This is a genomic window from Rhizobium binxianense (assembly GCF_028994275.1).
Taxonomy (GTDB): Bacteria; Pseudomonadota; Alphaproteobacteria; order Rhizobiales; family Rhizobiaceae; genus Rhizobium; species Rhizobium binxianense.
The window spans coordinates 2573699-2600179 of sequence record NZ_CP118713.1; the positions used below are offsets into that span (position 1 = coordinate 2573699).

A 26481-nucleotide genomic window follows, 5' to 3' on the forward strand; every position below is an offset into this window, starting at 1 on the left:
GTGACTAGGAGTATCGATCGACCGATCTCCCGGGCAGCAGGCACCTATTGCCCGGTATGGCGGTAGAAAAGGTTGCGGCCTGGAGACATTTCGGGGAAAGTTCATGTTAGCTCCACGGGTGATATGCTCTGTAAATGGGATCGGCCATATTCCGGGCGGCAAGCTCACGGGCGGCGTCCCAAATATCAACCAGATGAGGCTGCTGCATCGTTTCCTCGACGAAGACGATGAATTCTCGCCATCCTGCAAAGTAGGTCTGCCAGCGCTCGGGATGGTCTGCCATCCAATCGCCTTCGGCGGCAGCAAGTGCCTCCCCCCACTGAATCAGAGGCGCAATTTCCTCAGGCTCGGCTATAAGTATTGCGTTATCGCAGTCCCAACAATCGAAGCTTTCACAGGTTTTTCCGGGTGATCTGGGATGGTCGAGGCAGTCACGGCACCGAGTCCCGAATCCAGTTGGCTCGAATTCTTCCAACCGTTCCGCATACTCTGCTTCGTTGACACCGATGAACGCGCGGCCATCGGGAAGCCGGTGAAGAGAAATCGTCTCCAAAATCCTGCAATAGTGTCGATGTTCCTCCTCGTGGAGAAACAGAATTGGAAGACGGACATAGTATGACGGCGAAACACTCTCGGTATGTTGTGCGAGCGTTATCGCGTAACGTGTCTTCCCGTTGTGATCCAACACCGCTTTCATCATCGTGGTTGGGCGAAGGCTGCTGGGGACCGCCACCACGTTGCGGGATTGAAAAAATTCAAGGTTTCCGGTTTGATCCTTGAACCAGTCCAAATACCAATTCTCGCTGACTGGTTGAATCGCCTCTCCCTTTTCCCGAAGAAAGAAGAAGTCGCGACTTACACCCTTGTCATCATCCAGGAATTGCGAGCGCTTGTCCCGGAGCCACGACATGGCGGTCACGGCACCGCCGTCGTCCTCTAAGTATATGACGATCGGCTTGTGCCTCGCCTTACTCTTGTTCCCGATAACGATTTTATAACCAACCTGATCGCTTTCATGGATGCACATCGGCTTTAAGGTCCGACCGACGGCGATGTTCGCACCGGATTCAATGAGGTACAACGAGATCGCTGAGCCGATGAGGTTCTTGTGAGGGAACAAATGCGCCATCAAGAAGCCCCTGCCACCTAGAAATCTGCATCGCTTAACAAAGAAACTGCAAATCCTGCGGTCTGGATGAGTTGAGGTAGGAACAATGCCACCGAACTTTTCCTTCACAAGCCGAAGGACGTTAGCCAGTGTGTAATCCCATCTCGACTTGTCGTTCGGAAAAATCCTGCTTACAAGTTTCCGTCCTTCGGGGCCCCAAAGGTCGTCGTTCCAATAGGAGTCTGGATCGACGCCGTCTCGCCACAGATCCTGGCCGCGTTCGAAAATCGCGCTCCACTTCTCGAATTCCGCAACGAAGTGTTCTACGAGTGCAGCCTCTCGGATGTTTACGACATAAAGTATGGACTGTACGGGGTCATCTGCGATCTCTGCGGGTATCCGCGGAAACTCAACCCTGAGCGTTTCAAAAAACGCTGCGGCACCCTCTTTGTCGAAATGCGCTGCAACGTCAGCGTCACTAAGGTTGAATCTGTCGGCTGCAAAAGCCATCAGGCCGTCAAGCCTGGCCTGCTGCTCTTCAGCATTTACCCTCGTGAGTGCAGAGCTGGAAGAAAGTTCAACGATGGTGGGTCGCGATCTCGACCTCCGCTCCTTACTCCGCTTTAGCCGCTGACTAACCGGTAGAATGCTAACGCGATCCCACAGAGCTAGAACGGCGTTGGATGCATCTATCCAGTGGTTACGATTGGATTCAGACCAATCCGAACGATAAAGATGGGTTTCGAGTAAAGACACGAAGGGTTCGACAGAACCACCGATCCTCGCGTTCGGGGTTCGATCAACAATAAAGCGCATCAAATCTCTGCAGAAAGCGGATTGGTTCGATGCGATTAGGGTCAGAACAAGAATGAGCGCGTTAAAATTCTGACTGAATTTTCTCTTTTGATTGTCCTCGAATGCTGCCACAAAGCTATCAAGAAGCAATTCGAGCGTTTCTTCAGGCCAACCATATTCAACGAGTGGGCGGATTGAATAAGGCTTTCCATGCCGCACCCTTACTAGGGGATCGCTCTCAATACGAGTACGAAGGCTTGCCTCGTGTTGTTTGATCAACGGACGCAGGGCGTAAGGAAATGCCAAGTTATGCCCGGAGCTTCCCAGATGAGCGTGGAGGGCTCGATAGTGCAGTTTGCCTGTTTCGAGGTTGTCATAGACACCGGAGCTCAACGCCGTCTGGAGCTTGGCAAGTAGCGCACGCGAGGCATCCTGCACATATCCGATTGAGCGGACATGGGCGTCCAATTGCTCAAATGTCTTTTTAAGCCGAGGACGCCTACGTTGTAGCGACGTTGCGTAGACTGGGAGCGATCCCAGCAACTGGGTCCGGGAGACATTCCCGTTGACAAGTTCAAGCTCGCCGTTTGCGATCAATTCCCTGGAACGTTCCTGCACATGCGCGATAATCTTTTCTTCCGGGTCCAAGCGTCCTGCGAGTTGATCATATTGGTCGAAAACCTCCGAGTAGAACGACATCGCGCTCTTCGTTATGCCAAGCCGATCTGCGTAATGTTTACGAGCAATCCGCCCCCCCGGCCCCCTCGGCAGACATCCCGCCGCCAGGTCCTCGCGCAACATCGCCTCCAACATAGATCTCCGCGCGATTTCAATCGACATAGTCGCGGCCGGTTTTCGCTATGTCGGCGAACAACGCTTGGTACCGCTCGATAACCTCCGCTATCTCGCGGTTCCTAAGGGCGTGAAATGGGTGGCACGGCAAGCACTGCAGGTAGTGTTGTCGCAGGATTTTACCGTGTCGGTGGACTACGCAACCAGCTCGCAGGTCCGCCCTGAGCGCCTGATCGAGTGCCGCGACATCATTCAGAACCTTGCTGCGCATTCTTAACCTCATCAGTCAGTATGAAGACCGAGGCCGATGTGAGCCCGTACAAGCATCCGGTTTCACGTTGCAGCCTCCCGATAAAGGCTGAGTACAATTGCTTAAAAATTTGTTAAAAATTTAAATTATCGAAAAATCTACCGCGACCATTAGAGTAAAGAATCCTGGAGTCTTCAATTTAATCGCCTTGTCCGTAGAATTAAATTAAAGACTTCGAAGTACAAAGAAGACGTCTAAATGAAGACACCATCAGTTGCGCGAAGGTTTTGAATTATAGACATCAATTATTGGAAGGATGCGCCTATGGTGCCGGTATTAATGAGCGGCTCTAGGCCTGTTGAACGATCTCTTCTAGCCAACATCTGTGGACCGGCGCAGCCCCAAGCACCATGAGAAGTTTTCGAAGTTGACGTGGCCCTTGCCCGCTGGCCGAATGGCTTGTCTCACACGGTGGCCGATTTTCGCTTAGCACTTCCAAACTGCACAACGCAGTCTATAAGCCCCGTTAGGAAGTTGTCGAACTCAAAAATGAAACTCCAGAATTGGATGGGCTCCCTGTATTCTTCAGTGCCCTCGAAACTCTGACAGACATGCGTAGTCACAAGGTTTTCGGCCAGCTCGAACCTGTGAAGGTCTTCCAGATCGCCAATCAGATAGGCGAAGGCTTCACCAGCGTTCCACCCTACCTCATTGTCGGTCCTACGACCTTGTATCGCCAATTTCAGAAGCAAGTTTTCGTCTGAGATGATCGAAAGGTCGTCGTCGACATGGACCGTGGGATGCGTGGCCGCGATTGCTCTCAACAACGCAGGAAACGCGCTTCCGAGAGCGTCGATAAAGGCATGGAAGTCACATGTCTCAGCCGCTTGGTTCCAAGTATCAACGATCATTTGAAAACTCGATCCAAGCCCAAATTCGCTCATGCGTCTTTGGGTCCGTTGGAAAACAGCTTGCATGTGATCAACGACCTTTAGTTCTGCCTCGATGGCAGTCAGGCCCTGCAAATCGACATCCGCCTCCGCCGCCTCCTCGGGTTTTCACGGCGTTGATTTGGAAGAACTTCACCATCGTAGTAATCTAAACGGTTCCAAAAGTAGTAAACCTGGCCGCTAACATGGAACCGCAGATTAACGATGTCAGTCGCAGTTAAGTCAGCACGAAGGTCGTAGTCACCCAACAGGGTGTCCTCGATGTGCGAATATAGTCGCAGGACCGCGTCGACGTCCCGATGCTTCAGCGTTGTCAGGATGACTTTCAGCCCGTCGATCCCCCAGCCCTCCTGTGGCGGTCCGTTGTCTTGGGTTATGTGAAGGGTCTCTCCTCCACTTGCCCTCGAGTAGATCTCCAATACCCCTCCTAGCGGGCCGGTAAGCCGCTTGTCGTTCCCGCATCCTTCCAGAGTATCGATTTCAGAACTCTCCCGGTTACGCTCATCGCGTTCCTTCGCCACCCATTGGCAAGATGACCGAAACCCGGTTTGTCACCGGCCGCACGCGCTACATCAGTGCCGACGAAACGATGGTTCGTGTTGTTGCAACATCAAGCGTTCCAGCATTGACTGCTTGGCCACCACCCAAGCGATAGTCTCGAGCTCGATCGGGATCGGCAGGCCCAGTTTCTTGCTGAGCCGAGAGAAAGCCGCGTTGACTTTGTCCAAAGTGAACGGCCGTGCGTTGCGATCCAGGTACACCTGTGATGGCTCCTCACCCGGCGGTATGTTCCTTCGATTGAGGAGTGCGGCTCGCCGCCCCCTGATGTAGACAGGCAGCAACAGCTCCCAGTCCCGATGGAGAGGAACATTTGAGAGGGACTGAATCGCAGGAAAATTGCCCAGTTTTGCAATCCGACTATTCACGGTCGCAACGTCGAGGTTGATCGCAGTCTCCGGCGCGGCCGCGGTGGCAAATACGAAGATCGCCAGAAACTTATATTCGTTTGCTAGCTCATCTATAAACGCACCTACTCCATCGACCGTGAAGTGGTCAGCTGCGTACGCTAGCGTTCGCCTCTCATCAGCCACGAGCTTCTCCTTCTCCACCTCGTGAACAAACGGTAGCACAGATCAATTTGTCGTCAAGATAAATTAAATAAAGACTTCAATGGCTTAGATAGCTCACCTGGTGTCTTTTATTAAACAAGTGCGGACGACTTCCAAAACCAAAGACCCTACGTCAATATCCGCTCGCCTGGCATGCCGCAGACACGTAACAGCCACCCCAACACATGCGACTGAGTTCGCGTTTTCGTACACCGATGGACTGGATTACTGGCGCGCCTATGCCTTCGGCGTCTTTTCAACTTGCAAGGGATTTGCCGAAGACACAGCGAGGGAAGCCGCTGAGAGTAAGAAATTCTTGACGACGAACATGACCTTTATACGCGTCCATTCGATACTGGCTCATGCGACACTTATGGGCGCTGGATTCGATATTCCGATTTCAACAAGGAGCCTCCCGAGCTGGTCGAGATTCACTTCTGACAGACGCAACGGCTTCGGAGATGGGAGCAGATCAGCCGCGAGCTGTGATGGCCTCGATCGAACAATGGAGGTCCGCATTCGTCGAAACAGGACGGATCCGACAGGCTCACCCATCAGGCCCGAGCGCGCATTTCAGCCAACGCGCTGTCCTCGATCCATATGGTTTCGAGCCAACGCTTGAACGCGCTGACCTTCTCCGACCGGAGCCGCGATCGAACATAGGTTAAGGTATGGCAACGCAGGTTTGGCCCCGTCATCCCAAAAGGAAGAACGAGGTTGCCTCTCTCGACGTCACGTTGGAGCAGACGATAGCTTTCGAGGCAGACGCCCCGCCCCTCCACTGCCGTCGCGACAGACATGAAGGCGTCTCGGAACCGCGAGCCGCGGTTCAGGTCAATCACCAGCCCATGGTCTTTCGCCCATTGCTGCCAGCTGTAGAGCGTCTGTTCGGACTTGATCAGGGTGTGGCCGACGAGGTCGGATGGCCTGCGAATTGGTTTTTCCCCGTTGGCGACCTCGGGCGAGCACGCCACGACAATCGTCTCGAGCGGGAACTCTTCGGCGGCGATCGAGCCAAGACGCGGTACACTGCCGTAGCAGATGTCCACGTCCACCGAGCCATCCGTCAATTTTGCGGGGTCCGATGACGACAGAAGACGGATTTCGATCGAGGGATGCAGCTCTTCGAACTGCTGGAGTCGAGGCATCAGCCAAAGTGATGCAAGGCTTGGAGCGCAGCCGACGCTGAGGACGTCAACGCTGTTGCGTCGCGACACCTCGTCGGTGGCCTGTTCGATCATCGAAAGCGCTTCCGATAGATCGCGGTGATATCGCTCACCGATTTCGGTGAGCGATACGTTTCTTCCGATGCGATGGAACAGCTTTTCACCAAGGTCCTCTTCCATCAATCTGATTTGGTGGCTGATCGCAGAGGGCGTCAGTTGCAGCTGGGCGGCCGCTTCAAGAAACGAACCACGCCTGCCAGCGGCGACGAATGACTGGATTGCACGTATTGATGGAAGCGTCGTCATAGCCGCCCCGATCCGTCATCATGTACTCTGACCGCGCACCCGGTCATAGCGAGGCTACCTTCCGTGGGGTGCGCTGGCCGAAATCCGACCGGATGCTTTCTCCGGCGGCGATACGCTTGATGTCGCCGAGAACCTGCGAGAAGTCGCCAAGGCTGGGAGTGCCGAAACCCATGTAGACCTGTTTGAACAGCTGGTAGAGGGTTTCGTACCGCTCCCGCGTCGTTGGATCGGGCTCGTACCTCTTGAACCCAACGCACATGGCGGCCTGGGCGCTTTCAACCGACGCGTGATCTTTCGAGGCGAGAGAGGCGAAAATTCCCGAACCGAGACCAGTGGGAACGCCGTCCGGAACCAGGATCGGCTTGCCTATGACATTCGCGTAGATTTGATTGAGGATATGGTTTCTCTGCGGAATTCCTCCCCCGTTGATCACCCGATTGACCGGAACGCCGTGCTGTTCCATTCGCTCGAGGATGATGCGGGTATGGAAGGCGGTCCCTTCGATTGCCGCGTAGAGTTCGTCCTGCGCAGTATGGCCAAGATGCCAACCAAGGGTCACTCCGCCGAGGTCCGAGCGCACGAGAACGGTCCGATCGCCGTTGTCCCATGGAAAACGCATGAGGCCCGTCTTCCCGCCCTCGATGCTTTCCAGTCCCTCGGCGAGCCTTGCCACCGTGGTGCCCGCGCGTCGCGCGACGGCGTCGAAGAGATCGCCAACCGCGGAAAGACCGGCCTCGACACCCACCAGGTCCGGATGGGCACTTCCGGGCACGACCCCACAAACGCCCGGGATCAGCTTTACCCGCTCACTGACTGCAATGATGCACGTCGACGTACCGATAACGTTGACGACATCTCCAAGTTTGCACCCCGCTCCGATCGCGTCCCAATGGGCATCGAAGGCTCCCGTCGGAACAGGAATGCCGGATGTCAGGCCAAGGCGTACCGCCCAGTGGGTGCTGAGGCCGCCAGCAACCGAAGCGGACGTCTGATAGGTGCCGCCAATTTTCTCTCTTACCCCGTCAAACAATGGATCGACACGTGAAAGGAATGCCTGTGACGGCAAGCCGCCCCACTTCGTGTTCCACATCCACTTGTGACCCATGGCGCAGACGCTGCGGACGATCCGGGATGAATCGGTGACGCCCGTCAGGACTGCCGCGGCCATATCGCAGTGCTCGACCGCGGTTCCGAAGCGCTCCCGTTGGTCAGGGTTGCGCCGCAACCAGTGGAGCAGCTTTGCGAAACCCCATTCGTGCGAATAAGTCCCGCCGCACCATTCGATCGCTTCCAGGTGCATTTCGTGCGCCATCGCCGTGATTTCTTCGGCTTCTGCTTTCGCACGGTGGTCACACCAAAGGTAATAATCACCGAGTGGCTGCATGTTCTTGTCGACGGGCAGCACGGATGACCCGGTGGTGTCGACAGCAATCGATCGGACGAGCTTGGGGTCAATACCACATTCGTCGGTGACCCGGTTCATCGCGAGCACCAGCGCTTCCATATGGTCGGCGTGGGACTGCGTCGCGAGATCGGGATCGGAGCGACGCCGTTCAAGCGGGTACTCCGCGATAGCCGTCCCAAGGGAACCCTTTTCGGAATCCGCGAGCGTCACGCGCACGCTAAGCGTTCCGAAGTCAACACCTGCTACAATCGACATGGTAATCCCTACTTAGAACCATCAGGCTGGCCGTAAGTCGCCGCGTGGCCGTGTTTGCGTTGATAGTGGCGATCGAGCAGTGCTGCAGATATTTCCGGATCGTTTTGGTTCAGCTGGCGCGAGTGGAAAGCGATCTTGGCGACAGCCTCGAGCATTTCCGCGTTATGAACAGCGTCCGCCGCGTCCTTGCCCCAGCAAAAGGGACCGTGATCGTTCACCAGAGCGGCTGGGATCGAGAGCGGCGTGTTGTTGCCCAGAGCCTCGACGATGACCTTCCCGGTGTTCCGGACGTAGTCATCCTTGATCTCGTCGTCCCGAAGTTTACGCGTGACCGGGATCGTGCCGTTGAAATAGTCGGCGTGCGTCGTTCCCATCGCGGGTATCCCCTTTCCGGACTGAGCCCAAGCCGTCGCGAAGAACGAGTGCGTGTGAACGACAGCGCCGATGGACTTGAAGCTTTTGTAGAGCTCCAGGTGGGTGTCGAGATCGGACGACGGGCGCATCGTGCCGTCGACGATGTTTCCGTCGAGGTCGGTCACCACGATGTCGGCGGCGGTCATAGCCTTGTAGGAAACGCCGCTCGGCTTGATGGCGACGACACCTTGCTCACGATCGATGGCACTGACATTGCCGAACGTCGAGATGACAAGCCCGCTGTCATAGAGTTCGAAATTGGCGTCGAGAACGGACTTGCGGAGTTCTGGGTATCTCATGGCGCTCTCCTCAAGCCTTCTGACGACGGTTGAAGCGGTCGGCTGCGACGGCGATCAGGATGATCGTGCCGATAACGACCTGATGCCAGAACGTATTGACGTTGAGCAGGTTGAGGGCGTTGCGGACGACGGCCATGAGAACCGCACCGACAACCGTTCCGAAAAGCGTAGCCCGACCACCGGAAAGACCCGTCCCACCGATGACAACAGCAGCGATGACATCGAGTTCGTAGCCCTGCCCCGCTTCTGGCATGGCAGCCTCGAGGCGCGAGGTCAGGAGTACCCCTGCGAATGCCGATAGCACGCCAACGAGAACGTATACCGCGATCTTCACTTTGTCCGTCGGAATGCCGACGAGACGAGCAGCGTCCGGATTGCTGCCGATCGAAAGAACGAAGCGGCCAAAGCGGGTGTAGTAGAGAAAGTAGAACGCGATGGCGAAGACGGTAGCGGTCAGGATTACCGGAACCGGGATGCCGCCGACATAGCTCTGGCCGATTACACGGAACGCTGGATCGGACGCGCCGACAATCGGAATACCCTGCGTGTAGACCATCACGATGCCGCGGCTCATGACCATGATCGCCATAGTCGCGATGAAGTCGGTGATGCCGACCTTCGTGATAAGGATGCCATTCACGAAGCCGATGGCCGCGCCGACCGCAATGCCGCCGGCACAGGCCAGAGCGACCGGATACCCGAGAACGATCAGGTTCGCCGTCACGAGGCCGCTAAGCGCTAGCGTCGAGCCGACGGACAGATCGATACCGCGCATGCCGATAACGAAGGTCGCGCCGAATGCGATGACCGCGATCGGAACGGCCTGGCGAAGCACGTCGGTGAGATTGCCGAAGGTGAAGAAGCGCGGAGCGGCGAAAGCGAGCGCGATCAGCAATACGACGAATGCAAGGTAGACACCCGCATTGCCGTTGTTGCGTGCGAACTTGAAAGCCGAGCGCGGGCGCGTAGCTGAGATATCAGCCATGGATTCCTCCCTGAATAGGCTGGCCTTGAGGCGGCCGGACCGAATGAAGTGCGAGTGTTTCTTCTTTTGACGTCGCCGCATCCACGACGGTGGTGATCCGCCCCTCGAACATGACCGCAACGCGGTGGCAGAGACCGAGCAGCTCGGCGTTGTCGGCCGAGACCACGACGACGGCGCAACCCTCTTTGGCTGCCGCCTGGATGAGGGCGTAAACTTCGGCCTTCGCACGCACATCGACGCCACGAGTGGGCTCCTCGAGCATGAGCACCTTCGGCTGGGTGAGAAGCCAACGGGCGAGCATGACCTTCTGCTGGTTGCCGCCGGAGAGCGACGTGATGTCGGCCGAAGGGCCGTCACATTTGACGCCCAGCTTTGAGATGTAGCCCTTGGTGATGTCGCGCTCGCGGCTCGGCTTGAGCGTGATCTTGCCCAACGTCCCGAGATTGGCGATCGAGAGATTCCATCCCACGGAGTGCTCGGGGAAGATTCCCTCGGTTTTGCGTTCCGCAGGCAGGAATGCGACATTCTGACGGATCGCGTCTGTCGCGTCCGAAATCCGCGCCTGTTTGCCCTCGATGTGTATCGAGCCAGTGTCAAAGGCGCGCTGTCCGAAGATGGCGCGCAACACGGCGCTCTTCCCGGAGCCTTCAAGGCCCGCAATGCCGAGGATTTCACCCTTGGCCACCGAGAAGGTGACGTCTTCGAATACGCCCTTTTTCGTCAAACCGCGAACGTCTAACGAGGGTTCGGACCTTGCCGGGACGCGGGGAGGAAACTGCTTTGCCAGGGACCCGCCGATCATCGCGCTGACGACCTTGTCGACGTCGAGCTCGGACACAGGCAGATCGGCAACCGTGTTGCCGTCGCGCAGGACCATCACGCGACTGACGATGCCGAGGAGTTCCTGGATGCGGTGGGAGACGTAGATAATGCCTTTGCCGGCCTGCTGGAGCTTCTTGATGATGGCGAACAGCTGCTTGCGTTCGACCTCCTCGAGGGCCTCGGTTGGCTCGTCCATGATGATGATGTCGGCATTGCTGCTGATCGCCTTTGCGATCTCGATCATCTGTCGATGGGAGAGGCTAAGCTCGCGGACGGGCCGATCGAGCGGTACATCGACACCGAGTTCGCCTTTGAGAATACGGGACGCGGCGGCCCGCATTGCCGGATGGTCCAGCGGCGACGCGCCCGAATTCCCGCGCCGGAGCTCCCTTCCCGCAAAGATGTTTTCCGCGGCGTCAAAATCGGGGAACAGGCTCAGTTCCTGATAGATAATCGCGATCCCGGCCTTGGAACCGTCCCTGGGATTGTCAAGATCGACGACCCTGCCGCATACCGAAATGGTGCCCTCATCGCGTGCATACGCACCGGACAGGATTTTCATCAACGTTGATTTGCCTGCGCCGTTTTCACCGACAAGGCCGAGGACGTCGCCTGGATTGAGTTCAAGGTCGATCCCACTAAGCGCCTTCATGTTCCCGAAGCGTTTAGCGATGCCCTTCATTTGCAGCAGCGGAGCGTTCGTCATCCAAGTCACCCTTTTCGATGGGCGGCCCCTCGATAAGAGGGGCCGCGTACGTGTCACATCTTCTGCTGCGGAACGTAGACGTAGTCGTTCTGATCGAACGTCTTGATGTTCTTGGCGTCGTAGGTCTTTGGTGCGACGAAGATTTTCTTGGGAAGGGGATTGCCCTTCATGACGAACTCGTCGACAGCACGGATGATGTTGCGGCCCTCTTCCTTGGCTCCGGTGTCGACCGTCGCCGAGAAGTCACCCGTCAGGATCGCGTCGTTGGCTTCCTTCATGTTCTCGTAGCCGACAATCGCGACCTGCCCGTCCAGCCCTTTGGCCTTGAGAGCCTGGAGACCGCCGAGGGCCATTTCGTCATAGAGAGCGACCAGGACCTCGATGTCCGGGTGAGCCGTGAACATGTTTTCGGTAACCGTCAGACCCTGAGCGCGAACCCAGCCGGCGGGCTGCTGGGCAACGATCTTGAAGTTCGGATGCTTCGAGATGATCTCGTTAAAACCCTTCATGCGCTGGTTCGTGTGCGGGCCCGGCAGACCCTCGAGAATACCGAGCTTGACTTCTTTGTCGCCGTAGGTGTCGACAAGCCATTGAGCCTGTGCACGACCACCGTCGCTCTGGTCGTAACCGATGTCGCTGACGTAGTACGGGTTGTCGGCGACCGGAGAGTTGAAGAGGAAGATCGGGATGCCTGCCTCGGTGGCGCGGCGGATCGAGGGAAGCAACGCACCTTCGTTGTAGAGGGCAACGGCGATTGCATCGACGCCGTCGTTGATCCATGCTTCCATGGTTCTGATCTGGTCGTCCGTGGCAGACTGGCTGCTCGGAGCCTGGACGAGGAGCTGGATCGCCGAATTGCCCCCGCGCTTGTCAATTTCTTCCTTCACGCCAGCGAGAACGCGCTGGTAATAGGTGTCCATCGCCGTGGGAAGAAAGCCGACCTTGAGCGGACGATTGTCCTTCTTGACGGGCTTTGCTTCTTGACCTGTCGGCTTGATGTCCTTGTCCATCAAGATGCCTGGAAAGACCTTCGAGTAATCGACCTGCTGCGCAAACGCCGAGCTGAAGGAAAGCGAGGCGGTGACGGCGATTGCCGCACCGAGCATTAGCGTACGTCTGGAGATTGTCACATGATCCTCCCTGGTTGTGACAAGACAAGGGTCTCCCGTCCGCGGAAACGGCTCCGCGGAGGAACTTTGCAAACTGGCATTCAAAGGTTCGGCTTAGAGCCCGGGAGCGATGGTAAAGACCGCCCGGATCGGGTTCGCACCGTAGTTCAGGCACTGGTACTTTGTGCCGCCGGGCAGGAAGAAAGACTCCCCGTCGCGGATGTGGAATGTCTCGTCGGTGTCGGCGAGATAGAAAGTCGCAGGTCCCTGCAGGACGTAGAACACCGCGTCCCCTTCGTGGCTGTCGGGTTCGCTCGCGCGCGGGCCGACACCACCGACCGGGATCACCAGTTCGCCGAGATGCATCCAGTCATTGCTGACAGCGAATTGGATCAGGACAGGATGGTCGGCACCGGAAACGATGTTCAGGCGATCGCTCTTGGAGACTTTGATAAGGTCACCCTTTTTGCGGGCCTTAGCGCCGTCGACAGGGTAGGCTCCGAGTTTATCGAGGCTCATCACGCTCTCCCTTCGTGCTTGTAGAGGCGGGTCGGGCCGTCATAGGCAGTCGGCGGACCGCTCTCGTCCCAGATGCGAGGCGCGATACAGAACAAAATGACCGCAGGCTTGTCGCTGAAGTTATAACCGCGGTGCCATGCGCCCTTGGGGATAAGCACGGCATCACCTTCGACAAGTTCCTCGGTCTGTCCCGTTGCCGGGTTGAGGAGGTGAACGGTACCCTCGAGCACGTAGTAGACTTCGTCGCCGGCGTGAATGTCGGCGGGATCGAAGTTGCTACCCGGAGCGAGCTGGTAGATGCCCGTGGTCTGCTGGTCCGTGCTGGCGAGCAGATAGTTCAGGTCGCTCGAGTACGGCTTCGCGCCCGTGTAGATGAACATCTTGTACGCGTCACGCGTCAGATGGACTGGCTTTTTGTCGGTCGGCGGATGCGGGAAATTGCCGAAGTAGCTTGGCAGTTTTGGCATTTCGGTACCTTAGGTCCGGAGTTCGGAAAGCAGCGACTTGAGAAGCCGCCAGGTTGAATCCACGGTCGTGTGGTTGAGGCGCTCGCGGGTCGTGTGGACGTCGAACGCTTCCGGTCCGATCGACAGCATGTCGATGTCCGGAACCTTCTTGCGGAAGAGGCCGAGTTCGAGGCTCGAGTGCGAAACCTCGACGTGCGGCTGTTCACCGAACTCGCGCTCGTATGCGGCCTTGCCGGCGTTAAGCATCCGGGAGTCCGGGTTGTACGGCCACTCCGGGCAATCCGCGAAAGTCTCGACGGTCGCGCCGTTGCCAATGAGCTCCGACAGCTGCCGGATTTTGTCGACGATGTTATAGCGACGCGAACTGACGGCGCTCGGGATCGTGTTGACGATCTCGACCTCATTACGGTCGTTCGACAGCAAGGCGACGGTGTTCGAGCTTTCGACAAGACCTTCGACCTGAAGGCTTTTGCTCTGGACACCGTTCGGGAGCAGGTTCATGGCGTCGACCATGGCGCGAGCCGCCTGGGCTGAGAACACTTCGGTGAACTGGTTCTGGGACTCGGTCAGAGCAATCTTTAGACTCGGGTCGCTGGTCTTGTATTCGAAGGCGATTGCCGCAGCTTCCGCCTCGATCTTCTGCTTGAGATCGGCGACCTTGGACGCATGGACCGAAATGATTGCTTCCGCTTCGCCCGGAATGACGTATCGGTTTACGCCACCGTTGACTTCGGCGACGCTCGCGCCGGTTTCCCGGATCGCGATCCGGAGAAGGCGACCGAGCTGCACGATGGCATTCGCGCGCTCGAGGTGGATGTCGAATTCGGAGTGACCGCTGCTGAGACCGGAGATGCGGAGCGAAAGAGCGGTCTGCCCCGAGGCGAGCGGTTCCCACTTGAGTGGAATTTTGAAGCGAGCCGAAATGTCACCGGCGCAACCTGCGAACAGGGACTTGGGATCATGCCAGTTCATGTCGAGCAGGCGCTTACCGCTGAGCCTGGCTCCATCGAAGTACTGCGCGCCGCCCTTGCCCACTTCTTCCTGCACCGTCAACACGATTTCCAAGGGCGGATGCGCGATGTCGTCCGATGCCAGCAGCGACATCGCGAATGCTACGCCGACTGTGTTATCGGCACCGAGCGTCGTGCCGGTACCGTGGATGAAGTCGCCAATGACCTGGAGCTTGATGCCTTCATTGTTGAAATCATGATCGACGCCTTCGTCGCTTTCGCAGACGATATCAGTATGTCCGTGCAGGATGAGCGTTGGCGCGTTTTCGTAGCCAGGCGTGCCCGGTTTCCTGATGAGCAAGTTGTAGATATCGTCCTGGTAGACTTCAAAACCACGAGAGCGAGCGAAATTGGCGATGTGATCGCTTACCTGCTTCTCGTTGTACGAGCCGCGCGGGATCGCGCTCAGTTCTTCAAAAAATCCAAAGAAAATTGCGGGCTCCAGGCCAGCAAGTACAGAATTGGCGCGTCTGTCGATAGTCTTTCCGGCATGGACACTCATTCAGTCCTCCTCCTACTCCAAATCAGCGCAATACTTTCCTGTCCGCCGAAACATAGTCTCGGAGATTGCGTAAAACCGTATTGCTCACATCTTACGCTCTAAGGCGATCCAAGGCTCAGATGCCCTCCACGGCATGAAACATCTTCGTTTCGAGCAAGTATTTCAAACGCATTATTCAGCGAAATAGGTGAGAGAATTTCACCTGAACGTCTGGCTTGATCCTTTAACGTATACGTTAACGCATTCGTCATTGTCAAGTCTGGCCGTGGCTTATGGAGCTTTGCGACTGGCGTCGCCGATATCCACGATCTGCGCGACAAAGGACTGACACCTCATTTGTAGATTGACTCTAACCACAGATGCGCTAACGTATACGTTATTGCATTCGTATTAGTCGGCAACATTGGGAGGAACCACAATGCCGTTGAATATGCGTAAGCCACTCCATAGCCTTGCTTTCGTCGCAGCGTTGGCGATGAGTGCGTCCTCTGCGCCAAGCGCGTTCGCTATCGACGTCGATCAGCAGATCAAGGACATCGAAAGCCATCCAGCGGACGGTCCGAACGGCGAGAAAGCCGTGCTCGCGAGCGACCTCAAGCTGTCGCCGGAAGAGATCGAGAAGGTGAAGGCGAAGAAGGCCAAGGCCGCGATAGTGATGCACTACACGGCTTCCGATTGGGCCAAGGCCCAAATGGCAGGCCAGAAGAAGGCTCTCGAAGAACTCGGCATCCAGATCGTCGCGACGACCGACGCCGGTTACCGCGCCGAACAGCAGGTGTCCGACATCGAAAGCGTCATGGCACTCAAGCCTGACGTCATGATCACGGTTCCCGCTGAGCAGTCGGCGACCGCGGCTGCCTACAAGAAGGCAGCAGCAGCCGGCATCAAGATCATCTTCCTCGATCAGACGGGCGCAGGAATGAAAGCTGGCGAGGACTATGTCAGTCTCGTGTCGTCGGACAACCGCGGCATGGGTAAGGTCGCCGCCCTCCTGATGGCGAAGGCGCTGAACGGCAAAGGGGAAATCGGCCTGATCCCGCACGCGTCCGACCTCTTCGCGACGAAGGAACGCGTTGTCGGCTTCAAGGAAGCCATCAAGGACTACCCGGAAATCAAGGTCGTCCAGGAAACGGGCGTCGGCGGTCCTGACTTCTCGAGCGAATCCGAACGCGTCGCCTCTGCAATGCTGACAGCCCATCCGAACCTCAACGGCATCTGGGCTGTTTGGGACGTTCCGACTGAAGGCGTTCTCTCTGCCGCACGCGCGGCTGGCGCTTCCAAGGACCTGGTCATCACGACCTGCGACCTCGGCGTGAACATCTCGCTCGACATGGCCAAGAACGGCTACGTCAAGGGAACGGGTTCCCAGCGTCCGTACGGTGCAGGCTACGCGGAAGGCGTCCTCGCTGGTTACGCACTGCTCGGCAAGGACGCACCTCCATACGTCGTTCTCCCTGCCCTCGCCGTCAATCGCGACAATCTTCTCGAGGCATGGCCCCAGTCGAACGGCGATCCGGCTCCCAAGCTCCTGACTGACGCGATGAACTAAAGACGCCCCCGGGGAGTGGCGCTGTCACTCCCCACTTCACAAGCGGCGGATAAGATCATGAATACACATGTAGATGCGGATAAAGTCGCCGCCGTAAGGATGAGCGACGTCAAGAAGTCGTTTGGCGGTGTGCACGCTCTCCGCGGCGTTAGCCTGACGATCCAGCCTGGTACTATTCACGCGCTAGTCGGAGAGAACGGGGCTGGAAAATCCACTCTCCTGAAAATCCTCCAGGGCGTGTTGAGCCCTACCGAAGGTACGATCGAAGTTTTCGGCGAATGGATGACGGAGAACTCTCCGGAGAATTCCCGTCGCCTCGGGATCGAGATGATCTTTCAAGACCTCAGTCTGATCCCGTCTCTGTCAGTCGCCCAGAACATATTCCTGAACCGCGAACCGCGTCGGATGTCGTTGCTGGTGGACGAACGGAGGGAAATCATTCAGGCCGCCGACATTATCGGCCAGCTGAACCTCCGGGTCGATCCTCGGACACCTGTTTCGGAGCTCAGCCCCGGTCAGGCCCAGCTGACGGAAATCGCCAAGGCCATTCATCAGAAGGCCCGCGTCCTGATCCTCGATGAGCCGACGTCGTCGCTCAGCGCGCAGGAAGCGGACACCCTTTTCGGCATGCTGCGCAAGCTGACCGCCGCGGGCACAGCGGTTGTGTATGTATCCCATCGCATGACCGAAATCATGACGATCGCCGACGAGATCACGATCCTGCGTGACGGTCAGAACGTGACCTCCGGGAAGACCTCCGATTTCACGCTCGATTCCATCGTACAGAACATGGTCGGCAAACGCGTCACCGGATTTCAGTACCAGGCTCGTCCCATTAATCGTTCGGGCGCACCTGCCCTCAAGGTACGCGATCTGTCGGGACCGTCCGGCAAGCCTAAGCATGTGAGCTTCGAAGTCCATAAGGGCGAGATCGTCGGTATCGCGGGTTTGATGGGGGCAGGACGTAGCGAACTTGCCCGCCTGCTTTTCGGCGTTGACCGGCGGAAGGCCGGATCGGTCGAGCTCGATGGCAAGGCACTCGAGTTCCGCTCCCCTGCCGATGCCATCAAGGCAGGCATCGTGCTCGTACCGGAGAGCCGGCATGACGAAGGTCTAATCGTCGAGCACAGCGTCGGTCACAACCTGGGACTCCCCCAGGTCGACCAGATGGTGCGTGGGCCGTTCGTCGATCGCAACCGCGAGAACTCGCTTCACGCCGAACTCATTTCCCGCCTTCGCATCAAGACGCCGAATGCGGAAAACAAGGTTCGCAACCTATCGGGCGGGAACCAGCAGAAGATCGTCATCGCGAAGTGGCTCGCCACCGATCCATCTGTTGTCATCCTCGACGAGCCGACAGCTGGTGTCGACATCGGATCGAAAGCTGAAATCGTAGAACTGATCCGTAACGTCGCGTCATCCGGCAAGTCCGTGATCGTGATTTCGTCCGAACCCGCCGAACTCCTGGCTACCAGCGACCGCATTCTCGTCATGTGCAACGGAAAGCTCGCCCGTGAAATCGAGCGCGACGAAATCGAAGCCTGGGCGGAGAACGCCGGCGACGGAACCCAATCTCCGCTGATCCGCAGGGAACTCGGCCTGCAGGTGGCGATACAGAAGGCAAGCCAAAATGTCCACTGACGTCAAGGCGTTGAACGCAAAACCTGAACCAGAAATCCAACGCAGGCCATGGCACAGCAACTGGCGTGACTACGTTGTCTACATCGGTTTCGTTGTCATCTTCATCGTTTTCGCCATTCTTCTCCAGGACCGCGGCTTTTTGTCGTCGAACAACCTGCTGAACATCCTTAGACAGACGGCAATCGTCGCCATCGTCGCGATGGCCATGTCGTTCGTCCTCTCGGCGGGCGAGATCGACCTCTCAGTCGGCGCGATCGCAGGCCTCTCTTCGGTGATCGCGGGCCTGGCTCTTATGCAATACGGCCTGGCCGCCGGCATCATGGCAGGCTTGGCGCTCGGCCTTCTAGTTGGCGCGATCAACGGCACCCTAACCGCCTATCTCAACATCCCCTCGTTCCTCGTGACGCTTGGGATGATGGGAATTGCTCGCGGCGTCGGCATGTGGGTCAGCGGCACCTCCCCGGTTCCGATCGTCAATGACACCTTCGTCTATGTCTTCGGCTCCGGCAACATCGGTCCCGCCCCCGTCCTCGTCGTCTGGGTTGCTGTCCTCGGCACCCTCGCCCACGTGGCGCTCCGCAAGACTCCGTTCGGCCGCAAGGTCATGTCTGCGGGCGGCAATCCGGTGGCAGCCCGTTACAGCGGCATCAACGTCCGCAAGATCAAGTTCCAGGTCCTCCTGTTGACAGGCGTCGCGGCGTCGATCGCCGGAATGCTCTACGCAGGCCGATTGCAGTCCGGCCGCTTCCAGCTCGGCGAAGGCGACGAGCTCTCGGTGATCGCGGCAGTCGTTCTCGGCGGCACGAGCCTCTTCGGCGGCCGTGGAACGGTAATCGGATCGATCGTCGGGGCGCTTTTGATCGGCGTCATCAACAACGGCTTGATCCTCGCGGGTCTCGACTACAGCCAGCAATTGATCGCCCGCGGTCTGCTCATCATCCTCGCGGTCGCACTCGGTCGCAGCCGCTAACAAGAAGCGTTTTACAGGAGGTATTACACAATGAGAGTTCTAGTAACTGGCGGTAGCGGCAAGCTCGGTCGAGCCACGATTAAGCACTTGATCGAAACGGGGCACGACGTCATCAACGCAGACACCGCTGCCCCGCAGGAAAGACTCTGCCCTTTCATCAAGGTGGACTTCGAAGACATGCGCGCGACCGTCGAAGCCATCAGCGGTTTCGACTGGGACCACAACCGCAAGACCGAGGCCGTCGTACATCTCGCCGCTGTCCCGATGCCGGGCCGTGTCGCACCTGCGGAAGTCTTCCGAGTGAACACGATCTCGGCGTTCAACGTCTTCGAGTCCTGCCGGCTTCTCGGCATCAAGAACATCGTCTGGGCCTCGAGCGAGACCCTCCTCGGCATCCCGTACGAGATCAAGCCCGACTACTTCCCCGCCGACGAGGAATACGAGTCCCGCCCGGAAACGTCGTACTCGCTGTCGAAGCACCTCGGCGAGGAAATGGCAAAGCAGTATTGCCGTTGGGACGGCGAACTCAAGCTGGTGTGCCTGCGCTTCTCGAACGTCATGGACGAGAGCGAATACGCAGACTTCCCCGATTTCGAAAACAACCCGGGCAGCCGTCGCTTCAACCTCTGGACCTACATCGATGCCCGCGACGGCGCGCAGGCGATCCGCCGGTCGCTTGAATGGAATGGCAAGGGCGCGGAAGTCTTCATCATCGCGAACGACGACGGCGTCATGACCACCGCAAACGAAGAGCTCGTTGCGAAGTGGTATCCGGGCGTCCCGTTCAAAAAGCAGATGGGGAAGAACGAAACACTCCTTTCGATCGACAAAGCCAAGCGGGTTCTCGGTTACCAGCCGGAGCATAGCTGGCGAAAATACGCGCGCAGCTGAGGGGGATCGGCTTAGCCGGGGGATAATTGAATGGCCACTACGAAACAGACTGAACGCGCCGCAGAGATCAAGGAAGAAGCCTTCGCAAAGACCATGACCGCGACGGCACACCTGCGTCTTCGGCAGCTCATCCTGGATAACAAGTGGCCCCCCGGCTATCAGGCAACGGAACAGGATGTCGCTTCACAACTCGGCATGAGCCGGACGCCTGTCAGGGAGGCGCTGATGCGTCTTCAGCAAGACGGGCTGGTCTCGGTCATACCGCGGCATGGCATGAGAGTGCTGCCGGTTTCGGCTTCGGACATGCGGGAAATCTACGACATCCTGACGTCGCTCGAGAGCACCGCTGCCGAGCTGGCCGCGTCCCGCCATCTGCCCGATGAGCAAATCCGTGGGCTGGAGAAAGCCACCGGCGATATGGACAAGGCGCTAGCGGAAGACGACCTCGAACGGTGGGCCCAAGCGGACGCGAGGTTCCACGAACAGCTGCTCGAGCTGGGCGGCAACCAGATGCTCAAGTCGGTGGTCCTGAACTTTATCGACCGGGCCCATCGCGTCCGGATCCTGACCCTCAAGATGCGCCCCAAGCCCGTCAACTCTACCCGCGAGCATGCCGAGCTGGTTCAGGCAATCCGGGAAGGCCACCGCGAAAAAGCACGCAACATTCATCGGGCGCACAGAGAACGGGCGGGCACAGAATTGCTCGCTCTCCTCGAACGCCTGGGCCTCAATCACCTCTAGCAACAGGTACACAACATGTCATCGCCCAAGAATAGCATCAAGGTCGCGGTCTTGCCGGGAGACGGTATCGGTCGCGAGGTCATGCCCGCTTGCCTCGAACTCATCGACGCTGCCGTCAAGCTCGCAGGAGCCCCTCCCGTGACGTTCGATACGCACCAAGCGGGTGCGCAGCATTACGCTGAAACTGGCGAAGCACTCCCCGCCTCCGCGCTCGAAGCCTGCCGAACCGCTGACGCTATCCTGTTCGGTGCTATGGGCTGGCCCGACATCCGTTTTCCCGATGGCACAGAAATCATTCCCCAGTTAGACCTGCGCATGGAATTCGGCCTCTTCGCCGGCGTGCGCCCGATCCGCTGGTTCCCAGGTCTTCCCAAGGTCCTGTCGGACCCCCGTGCCGAAGGCATTGATTTCGTCCTGATCCGTGAACAGACAGAAGGTCTCTTCTATGCCCGCGGCCGTGGCGAAATCCGCGATGACCAGGAGGCATACGACACCATGCAGATCACGCGCGCGGGCACCGAGCGCGTGACGGAGTTCGCCTTCCGCCTCGCCGCAGAGCGCAAGCGCCGTGGCAAGCCAGGCACCGTAACCTGTGTCGACAAGGCGAACGTCTTCGCTTCCATGGCGTTCTTCCGTAAGATCTACGATGAGATCGCCGATCGCCATCCGGAGATAAACCGCGATTACGCCTACGTCGACGCCCTCGCCCTCAACATGGTCAAGAAGCCATGGACGCTGGACGTTCTGGTCACCGAAAACATGTTCGGCGACATTCTATCGGACCTGGCCGCAGGTCTGATCGGCGGCATGGGCATGGCTCCTTCTGCCGACATCGGCGAAAATCACGGCCTCTTCCAGCCAGCACACGGCACGGCTCCGGATATCGCGGGCAAGGGCATCGCCAACCCGAGCGCCATGTTCCTGTCTGGCGCTATGATGCTCGACTGGCTAGCGGTTCGTCACGCCGAACAGAACCTTGCGGAAGCTGCTCGCCTTATCGAGGCAGCGGTTGAGCACACCCTCTCCACGGGTCGGGCTATTCCGATGGAATACGGCGGCAAGGCAAACTGCGCCGAGATGACGCGCAGTGTCATCAGTTCGCTTGGCGCAGTCCAGAAGGAGGTCGCATGAGCGCCGCCGAAGGAACAAAACGCTTCGTGGTCGTCGTCGATTTCATGATCCACGACGAGTACGTCGAGAAGTTTCGGCCCGCGGTGATCGCCAACGCAGCCGCCTCGGTGAACGACGAGCCGGGTTGCACCGTTTTCGACGTGTGCGTTGATCCGACGAACCCCAAGCACATCCACCTTTACGAGGTGTACAACAGCAGGGCTGACTTCGATTATCACCTCAAGACGGAGCACTTCCTGAGCTTCAACGAGCTCACCGCTCCTTGGGTTGGCGATAAGCACGTCCAGACCTTTGATCTTGTAATGCAGGCTTGAAGGAGTGACCGATGACAAACGATATCAAAGCAATCGTCTTCGACACCTTCGGGACAGTCGTTGATTGGCGTGGATCGATCATCAGCGACCTGACGGCCTGGGGCAAAACCGAAGGTGTTGAGCTCGATTGGGCCGACGTCGTCGACAAATGGCGCGATCACTACAATCCGCAGAAGGCCCGCGTCCGCACTGGCGAGTTGCCTTGGACCAACCTCGACGAGCTTCATTTCGACTCTCTGAAATCGGTCTTCGCCGAAATCGGCGCGCCTGAACTCGAGCACGAGAAGATGATGCACATCAACAAGGTCTGGCACCGCCTGCAGGGCTGGCCGGACGCTTCGCGCGGCCTTCGTCGCCTCAAGAATAAGTTCATCATCGGACCGCTGTCGAATGCCAACGTCGCCATTCTGGTGAACATGGCGAAGAACGCGGACCTGCCGTGGGACAACGTGTTTTCCTGCGAGCTATTCCAGCACTACAAGCCCGATCCCGAAACCTATCTCGGCGTCTGCAAGCTCCTTTATCTGGAACCGAGCGTCGTCATGATGTGCGCCGCGCATAACTATGACCTCGCGGCCGCCCGCAATCTCGGCCTCAGGACTGCCTTTATCGCACGCCCCACCGAATATGGCCCCGGCCAGACAACGGACATCCACGCCGAACAGGACTGGGACTTCATCGCCGACGACCTTGAAGACCTAGCAGGCAAACTCGGTTGCTGAAAGAGAGAGACACAATGCAGATCTATAAGATGTTCATCGACGGCAAATGGGAAGACGCCGTCAACGGAGAGACCTTCGAGACCCGCAACCCATTTTCCGGCGAAGTTTGGGCTGAGATTCCCAAGGGCGGCAGGGACGACGCGGAGCGCGCCATTCTCTCGGCGCACAAGGCGTTCACGAGCGGCCCCTGGCCTAAGCTGACTGCAAGCGACCGCGGCCACTTGCTGCGCCGCCTCGGCGACCTGATCGCAGAAAACGCCGAGCATCTCGCGAACACGGAGGTGAGGGACAACGGCAAGCTCATCAACGAGATGCTGTTCCAGCTCAAGTACATCCCGCAATGGTACTATTACTTCGGCGGCCTGGCCGACAAGATCGAAGGCGCGGTCATCCCAATCGACAAGCCAGACACCTTCAACTTCACCCGGAACGAGCCGCTCGGTGTTTGCGTCGGCATCACCCCGTGGAACTCGCCTCTGCTGCTCCTCGCCTACAAGCTGGCACCGGCGCTCGCCGCCGGCAACACGTTCGTCGCCAAGCCATCCGAGTTCACCTCGGCCTCTACGCTGGAATTCGCCAAGCTCGTGGAAAAGGCCGGTTTCCCGACGGGCGTCTTCAACGTCGTCACGGGCTTCGGCGCAGACGTTGGCGAAACTCTCACATCGCACAAGTACGTCAGCAAGATCGCTTTCACGGGCAGCGAAGGAACGGGGCGCAAGATCGGCGAACTCGCCGCCCGCAACTTCAAGAAGGTAACGCTGGAGCTCGGTGGCAAGAGCCCGCATATCGTCTTCGCTGACGCGGAGATCGACAACGCCGTAAACGGCGTCATCTCCGGCATCTTCGCGGCAACCGGTCAGACCTGCATCGCGGGATCGCGTCTGCTCGTAGAGCGCAAAATCCATGACCAGTTTCTGGAAAAGGTCGTAGCCTTAGCCAAGACCGCACGAATGGGCGACCCGATGTCGACCGCGACGCAGGTTGGCCCGGTGACCACCCCTCCCCAACTCGAGAAGATTCTCGGATACATCGACATCGCGAAGAACGAAGGGGCTGAATGCCTTCTCGGCGGTGGCCGGCCGAGCAATCCCGAGCTGTCCAACGGCTGGTTCGTCGAGCCGACAATCTTCTCGGGCGTCCGCAGCGAAATGCGCATTGCCCAGGAAGAGGTCTTTGGTCCTGTTCTCGCGGTCATTCCTTTCGACAGCGACGAGGAAGCAATCCACATCGCTAACGACACCAACTACGGTCTCGCCGCAGGTTTCTGGACACAGGACATGCGCCGTATCCTCGAGGTCTCCTCGGCAATCCAGGCTGGAACGGTTTGGGTGAACACCTACCGAACGATCAGCTACATGTCGCCGCTCGGTGGTTACAAGCACTCGGGCATCGGTCGCGAGAACGGCATGGCATCGATCCAGAACTACATGCAGACCAAGAGCGTGATGATCTCCACTGCCGAGAGCGTTGCCAACCCCTTCATCATGAGGTGACAACAATGGCCTCTCTTCTGATTGGCTGCGTCGCCGATGATTTCACCGGCGCTACGGACGTCGCGAGCATTTTCGCGCGAGGCGGGCTCAGGACCACGGTGCTGATCGGCGTGCCTGCCGACGACGCACAGGTGGATGCCGAGGCGATCGTGATCGCCCTCAAGACGCGGACGATCCATCCGTCGCTCGCAGTCGAAGAGTCCCTCAACGCGTTGCGCTGGCTCCGCCAGCGCGACGCGCTGAAATACTACTTCAAATACTGCTCGACCTTCGACAGTACGCGTCAGGGCAACATCGGTCCGGTGACCGAGGCATTCCTGACCGAACTGGGTAGCGATTTCACTATTGCATGCCCGGCTTTCCCGGCGAACGGCCGCACGATCTACAAGGGAAACCTGTTTGTCGGCGACGTGCCCCTCAACGAGTCCGGAATGCGGAACCATCCGTTGACGCCCATGAAGGATTCCAACCTCATTCGAGTGCTTGGCGAGCAGACGAAACTTAGCGTCTCGGGTTGCTACCATGAAACGGTCCAACGCGGCGCGTCCGCCATCAGGGAATGGGCGAACGCAGCCAGGGCCGACGGTGCGGGCATCGCAGTCACCGACTCATTGGGAAACGATGACCTCGTGGAGATCGCGAGGGCACTCTTGGACCTTCCTCTGTTCACCGGCGCATCTGGGCTGGCCTACGGGCTGGTCACGGCTCTCGGCAGGGATGCGGCGAAAGACCGGGACGTGTGCGAGACGAGACGGCCGGGATCGAGAGCGGTCATCTCCGGCAGTTGCTCCGTTGCGACGAACGGACAGGTGGAGACCATGCTTCGGGACCACGAGGGCTATCGGGTCGACGTCGACGATCTGGCGTCCGGCAAGGACGTCGTCGGAGACGCGGTGCGCTGGGCCACGGCAAGGCTTGGGCGCAAGCCGATCCTCATCTACGCGACGGCAAATCCGGAACAGGTCAAGGCCAACCAGGAAAAGTTGGGCGTCGAAGCCGCAGGAACCCTAGTGGAAAACGCGCTTTCAGCCATCTCCTTGGCCTTGGTGGAGAACGGTGTTTCCGAGCTGATCGTCGCTGGCGGTGAGACTTCGGGCGCGGTGGTGAAGGCTCTGGACGTGAAAGGCCTCAAGATCGGGCGCGAAATCGCACCCGGCGTGCCTTGGGTTCACACCGCTCACAAGACCGGGTCGCTTGCCTTGGCACTCAAGTCCGGGAACTTCGGCAATTCGCGATTCTTCCTGGATGCATGGGAGAAGCTGTGATGTCGTCTGTGATCTCCGAGGAAACGAGGGCGCGGGATGAAATCCTAAGCGTTGGGAAGTCCCTGTTCGACCGCGGCCTCACGCCCGGGTCGTCCGGCAACATCAGCGTCCGCATGACGGATGGTCGACTCCTCATGACGCCTACGAATGCTTGCCTGGGCGAACTTGATCCTGAGCGCATTTCGGTGTTCTCGGCAGAAGGCGTACATGTCGGCGGCGACAAACCGACGAAAGAGGCCTTCCTCCACAAGTGCATGTACTGCGGCGGTTCGGGTAGGAACGCCGTTGTTCATCTGCATTCCACATATTCGGTTGCGACGAGCATCCTCGAGAACGTCGACGAGAAAGATGTCCTGCCCCCGCTGACGGCGTACTACGTCATGCGCGTGGGCACGCTGCCTTTGGTCCCGTACTTCCCCCCGGGAGACGAGAACTTGGCTAGCGCCGTGGGAGCGGCGGCATCTAGTCATCATGCCGTCTTGATGGCCAATCATGGCCCGGTCGTGGCGGGCAAATCTCTGCGAGACGCCCAGTACGCGACCGAGGAACTCGAAGAAACAGCAAAACTGTTCCTGCTGCTTCAGAACCACCGAATTCGCCCCTTGACCAGCGAACAAAAGGCCGACTTAGCTAACCGATAACGCGCGCTCGTGTCCTGCGACCTTACGCGTCGCTCGACAAACCAGGTCACTCTGGGAGGAGAGCATAAACCGTTGAGTACCACCATCTAACGTCGATGCCTCAGAGAAGGGCGTGCATGGAGAATAGCAAACTCACGGGCAGCAGGCCGATCCT

24 protein-coding genes are annotated in these 26481 nt (G+C 58.4%); 12 read left to right on the forward strand and 12 right to left on the reverse strand.

Features of this window, described 5'->3' with window-relative positions; translation table 11 throughout:
• Nucleotides 1–106: 106 nt before the first annotated feature.
• Nucleotides 107–2743 (reverse strand): hypothetical protein, encoded by a 2637-nt coding sequence (locus PO860_RS12830; protein ID WP_275037844.1) that lies wholly within the window; start codon nucleotides 2741–2743, stop codon nucleotides 107–109.
• 37 nt (nucleotides 2744–2780) lie between these two features.
• On the opposite strand from PO860_RS12830, the gene PO860_RS12835 reads away from it, so the two are divergent.
• The gene (locus PO860_RS12835; protein ID WP_126908128.1) at nucleotides 2781–2972 is read left to right on the forward strand and encodes a hypothetical protein; all 192 of its coding nucleotides are present in this window, start codon (nucleotides 2781–2783) and stop codon (nucleotides 2970–2972) included.
• A 437-nt stretch (nucleotides 2973–3409) separates the two neighbouring features.
• Here PO860_RS12835 and PO860_RS12840 read toward each other — a convergent pair whose 3' ends face one another.
• From PO860_RS12840 to PO860_RS12890, 11 genes are all read right to left on the reverse strand, one after another.
• Entirely contained in the window at nucleotides 3410–3970 is a 561-nt protein-coding gene (locus PO860_RS12840) for a hypothetical protein (protein WP_275037845.1), read from the reverse strand.
• A gap of 497 nt (nucleotides 3971–4467) precedes the next feature.
• Nucleotides 4468–4986, reverse strand: a complete 519-nt coding sequence (locus PO860_RS12845) for a hypothetical protein (protein ID WP_275037846.1) — start codon at nucleotides 4984–4986, stop codon at nucleotides 4468–4470.
• 572 nt (nucleotides 4987–5558) lie between these two features.
• Complete coding sequence (locus tag PO860_RS12850; protein WP_275037847.1) at nucleotides 5559–6476, reverse strand: LysR substrate-binding domain-containing protein; 918 nt, start codon at nucleotides 6474–6476, stop codon at nucleotides 5559–5561.
• A gap of 43 nt (nucleotides 6477–6519) precedes the next feature.
• Nucleotides 6520–8136, reverse strand: a complete 1617-nt coding sequence (locus PO860_RS12855; RefSeq protein WP_126908124.1) for a ribulokinase — start codon at nucleotides 8134–8136, stop codon at nucleotides 6520–6522.
• A gap of 8 nt (nucleotides 8137–8144) precedes the next feature.
• Nucleotides 8145–8849 (reverse strand): L-ribulose-5-phosphate 4-epimerase AraD, encoded by a 705-nt coding sequence (gene araD, locus PO860_RS12860; protein WP_275037848.1) that lies wholly within the window; start codon nucleotides 8847–8849, stop codon nucleotides 8145–8147.
• A 10-nt stretch (nucleotides 8850–8859) separates the two neighbouring features.
• Nucleotides 8860–9834: an ABC transporter permease gene (locus PO860_RS12865; protein ID WP_126908122.1), complete on the reverse strand. Its 975-nt coding sequence runs from the start codon at nucleotides 9832–9834 to the stop codon at nucleotides 8860–8862.
• Nucleotides 9827–11362, reverse strand: a complete 1536-nt coding sequence (locus PO860_RS12870; protein ID WP_275037849.1) for a sugar ABC transporter ATP-binding protein — start codon at nucleotides 11360–11362, stop codon at nucleotides 9827–9829. Before PO860_RS12870 ends, PO860_RS12865 begins: the two co-directional genes overlap by 8 nt.
• Before the next feature lie 53 nt (nucleotides 11363–11415).
• Nucleotides 11416–12492, reverse strand: coding sequence for a sugar ABC transporter substrate-binding protein (locus tag PO860_RS12875; protein WP_164740454.1), 1077 nt, complete (start codon nucleotides 12490–12492; stop codon nucleotides 11416–11418).
• Between the two features lie 93 nt (nucleotides 12493–12585).
• A complete protein-coding gene (locus tag PO860_RS12880; protein ID WP_126908120.1) occupies nucleotides 12586–12990 on the reverse strand; it encodes a cupin domain-containing protein in 405 nt (134 codons plus the stop codon).
• Nucleotides 12990–13457: a cupin domain-containing protein gene (locus PO860_RS12885; RefSeq protein ID WP_126908119.1), complete on the reverse strand. Its 468-nt coding sequence runs from the start codon at nucleotides 13455–13457 to the stop codon at nucleotides 12990–12992. Before PO860_RS12885 ends, PO860_RS12880 begins: the two co-directional genes overlap by 1 nt.
• A 9-nt stretch (nucleotides 13458–13466) precedes the next feature.
• The gene (locus PO860_RS12890; protein ID WP_275037850.1) at nucleotides 13467–14969 is read right to left on the reverse strand and encodes an aminoacyl-histidine dipeptidase; all 1503 of its coding nucleotides are present in this window, start codon (nucleotides 14967–14969) and stop codon (nucleotides 13467–13469) included.
• A 418-nt stretch (nucleotides 14970–15387) separates the two neighbouring features.
• Here PO860_RS12890 and PO860_RS12895 point away from each other — a divergent pair, with 418 nt between their 5' ends.
• From PO860_RS12895 to otnC, 11 genes are read left to right on the forward strand one after another with little or no spacing between them, the layout of a single operon-like run.
• Nucleotides 15388–16518, forward strand: coding sequence for a substrate-binding domain-containing protein (locus PO860_RS12895; RefSeq protein ID WP_126908117.1), 1131 nt, complete (start codon nucleotides 15388–15390; stop codon nucleotides 16516–16518).
• A 57-nt stretch (nucleotides 16519–16575) separates the two neighbouring features.
• Nucleotides 16576–18159 (forward strand): sugar ABC transporter ATP-binding protein, encoded by a 1584-nt coding sequence (locus PO860_RS12900; RefSeq protein ID WP_275037851.1) that lies wholly within the window; start codon nucleotides 16576–16578, stop codon nucleotides 18157–18159.
• On the forward strand, nucleotides 18149–19129 hold the full coding sequence (locus PO860_RS12905) for an ABC transporter permease (RefSeq protein ID WP_126908116.1): 981 nt from the start codon (nucleotides 18149–18151) through the stop codon (nucleotides 19127–19129). The genes PO860_RS12900 and PO860_RS12905 overlap by 11 nt, the downstream gene beginning before the upstream one ends.
• A gap of 30 nt (nucleotides 19130–19159) precedes the next feature.
• Nucleotides 19160–20020, forward strand: a complete 861-nt coding sequence (locus PO860_RS12910; protein WP_126908115.1) for an NAD-dependent epimerase/dehydratase family protein — start codon at nucleotides 19160–19162, stop codon at nucleotides 20018–20020.
• A 30-nt stretch (nucleotides 20021–20050) separates the two neighbouring features.
• On the forward strand, nucleotides 20051–20761 hold the full coding sequence (locus PO860_RS12915; RefSeq protein ID WP_126908114.1) for a GntR family transcriptional regulator: 711 nt from the start codon (nucleotides 20051–20053) through the stop codon (nucleotides 20759–20761).
• 15 nt (nucleotides 20762–20776) lie between these two features.
• A complete protein-coding gene (locus PO860_RS12920) occupies nucleotides 20777–21892 on the forward strand; it encodes an isocitrate/isopropylmalate dehydrogenase family protein (protein WP_275037852.1) in 1116 nt (371 codons plus the stop codon).
• Nucleotides 21889–22206: a putative quinol monooxygenase gene (locus PO860_RS12925; protein ID WP_126908112.1), complete on the forward strand. Its 318-nt coding sequence runs from the start codon at nucleotides 21889–21891 to the stop codon at nucleotides 22204–22206. Before PO860_RS12920 ends, PO860_RS12925 begins: the two co-directional genes overlap by 4 nt.
• Before the next feature lie 11 nt (nucleotides 22207–22217).
• A complete protein-coding gene (locus tag PO860_RS12930) occupies nucleotides 22218–22928 on the forward strand; it encodes a haloacid dehalogenase type II (RefSeq protein ID WP_126908111.1) in 711 nt (236 codons plus the stop codon).
• A 14-nt stretch (nucleotides 22929–22942) separates the two neighbouring features.
• A complete protein-coding gene (locus tag PO860_RS12935; RefSeq protein WP_275037853.1) occupies nucleotides 22943–24421 on the forward strand; it encodes an aldehyde dehydrogenase in 1479 nt (492 codons plus the stop codon).
• 5 nt (nucleotides 24422–24426) lie between these two features.
• Nucleotides 24427–25686 (forward strand): 3-oxo-tetronate kinase, encoded by a 1260-nt coding sequence (gene otnK, locus PO860_RS12940; protein ID WP_126908109.1) that lies wholly within the window; start codon nucleotides 24427–24429, stop codon nucleotides 25684–25686.
• On the forward strand, nucleotides 25686–26327 hold the full coding sequence (gene otnC, locus PO860_RS12945; RefSeq protein ID WP_126908108.1) for a 3-oxo-tetronate 4-phosphate decarboxylase: 642 nt from the start codon (nucleotides 25686–25688) through the stop codon (nucleotides 26325–26327). Before otnK ends, otnC begins: the two co-directional genes overlap by 1 nt.
• The last annotated feature ends 154 nt before the right edge of the window (nucleotides 26328–26481 follow it).